This is a genomic window from Sphingomonas sp. S-NIH.Pt15_0812 (genome assembly GCF_003951315.1).
Classification (GTDB): Bacteria; Pseudomonadota; Alphaproteobacteria; order Sphingomonadales; family Sphingomonadaceae; genus Sphingomonas.
In genome coordinates this window covers 1-2,085 of sequence record NZ_QLJH01000084.1, presented here as the reverse complement: position 1 = coordinate 2,085, position 2,085 = coordinate 1, and the positions used below count along the sequence as shown (strand labels likewise).

The 2,085-nt window shown below is 67.6% G+C and carries 1 protein-coding gene; it reads right to left on the bottom strand.

Annotation, left to right across the window (positions count from 1 at the left end):
* Window positions 1-2,085: glycoside hydrolase family 31 protein (locus tag BRX43_RS19935; protein WP_164523704.1), on the bottom strand; the 2,085-nt coding region annotated here is incomplete at both ends.

Genomic DNA, 2,085 nt, shown 5'->3' with positions numbered 1-2,085 from the left:
GCGGTCGTCCCAGCGCAGCGTCGCGCTGCTGCCGTTTTTCCCGTCCCGATAGGCGTTGCTGACGCCGTCGTCGTCGTAGAGCGTGAAGCGGGCATCGGCTCCCGGATAGACGCGGATGCTCGCCAGCGGCTGGCGCGTCGCGGTGCTCTGCACGGGTACGCCCATCGGCACGATCGACCCGGCGCGCACGAACAGCGGGATGCGATCGATCGGTGCGGCGACGGTGATGGTCTGGCCGCCGCGATGCGTCTCGTTGGTCCAGTAATCATACCAATCGGCGCCGGCCGGCAGATAGACCGGGCGGCTGGTCTGGCCCTGTTCGGTCACCGGCGCGACCAGAAAGGCGGGGCCGAACATATATTCGTCGCCCATCGTCGCGACGTTGGGATCGTTCGGAAAGTCCATGAACAGCGCCCGCATGAACGGTGCGCCGCTCTCATAGGTGTGGCGGCCGAGCGCATAGAGATAGGGCATCAGCGCGTAGCGCAGCTTCAGGAAGCCGGCGAGCACCGGCTCCGCCGCCGTGCCATAGTCCCACAAGGCGGTGCCCGGCCGCTGGCCATGGATACGCAGCGTCGGCGTGAACACGCTATAGGCGAACCAGCGGGTGAAGAGCTCCGGATAGTCGGTATAGGTCGGCGCCATCGCGGTCGCGCCCGCGGGATCGAGCAGCACCGGCTTCTCCGCCTTAGGGCCGCTGGGCCATTGCCAGCCGCCGATGTCGCTGCCCCAATAGGCCATGCCGGTGGCGGTGAAGCCCAGGCCGGCGGGCACCTGGTGGCGATAGGCCTCCCAATTGGACTTGATGTCCGACGACCAGAACAGCGCACCGTTGCGCTGCACGCCCAGATAGGCGGCGCGCGACAGGATCAGGTTGCGCAAGGTCGGCCGATCGCGCGCCGAGCCCTCCGCCACGCCGTCGGTATGCACCAGCGGGAAGAGGTTGTGATAGCGGTCGCCCGAGCCGATCGCATAGAATTTGCCGTCCGGCACCAGATCGGGCTCGGTCTCGTCCAGCCAGAACCAGTCGAAGCCCTGGCTCGCGATATTGTCGCGGATCCGGTCCCAGAACCAGGCGCGGGCGTCCGGATTGGTGCTGTCGATCAGCGCGCCGGCGCGGTCGTTGCGGACCGGCAGGCCATCGACCGTCCGGCCGTCCGCATCCTTGAGCAGCCAGCCCTTGCTGTCGAGCAGGTTGAAGTAGCGCGATTCCTTTTCGAACCGGGGCCAGACGCTGATGATCGAGCGCATCCCCATCGCGCGCAACTGGTCGTTCATCCCCTTGGGATCGGGGAAGTAGGTCCGGTCGATGTCGAGCTGGCCCATCCGCGTCCAGTAGAACCAGTCGAGCACCATCACGTCGAGCGGTAGGTTGCGGCTGCGATAGCCCTGCGCGATGTCGAGCAGGTCCTTCTGGCTCTCGTAGCGCGCCTTGCTCTGGATGAGGCCGAAGGCGGCCTTGGGCGGCAGCGGGGTGCGCCCGGTCAGCCGCGCATAGCCGGCATAAAGGTCGTCGGCCGTCGCGCCGGTGATGACGAAGAAGGACACCCGCTCGCCGACCTCGGACTGCCAATGGGTGGCGTTGCCGAGACCGGGGGAGACGGTCGTGACGGACGCATTGTCCCAGACGATGCCATAGCCCTTGTTGGTGACCATGAAGGGGACGCAGACCGTCTCGCCGGCCGGGGCATCGTAATTGTGGCGGCAGTCGATGGTGCGGCCCTTCAGGTCGAGCTGCCCCTCCTGGTTCTGGCCCAGGCCGTAATAATGTTCGCCCGGCTGGACGGCGAAGCTGGCGCCGACCCGGTACGTCTTCTCGCCGTTGACGGTGTGCGGCGACATCTCCCAACCGGTCATCTCCGCCACGGTCGTGCCGCGCGCATCGCCGACGCGGATCGACACCGGCGGCAGCGCCGAGGCGAAATAGCGCTGCATCTGCGTCGGTGCCTTGGGCCAGGGCTGCGCGTTCACCGTCAGCGTCATCGCACCCGAGGCGAAGGCGTCGCCGCCCGCCTCGCTGCGGTGAGTCCAGCCGGTGGCGTCGGGCTTGGCATTCGGTCCTTCGCCGGGGGGCGCATCGACCTG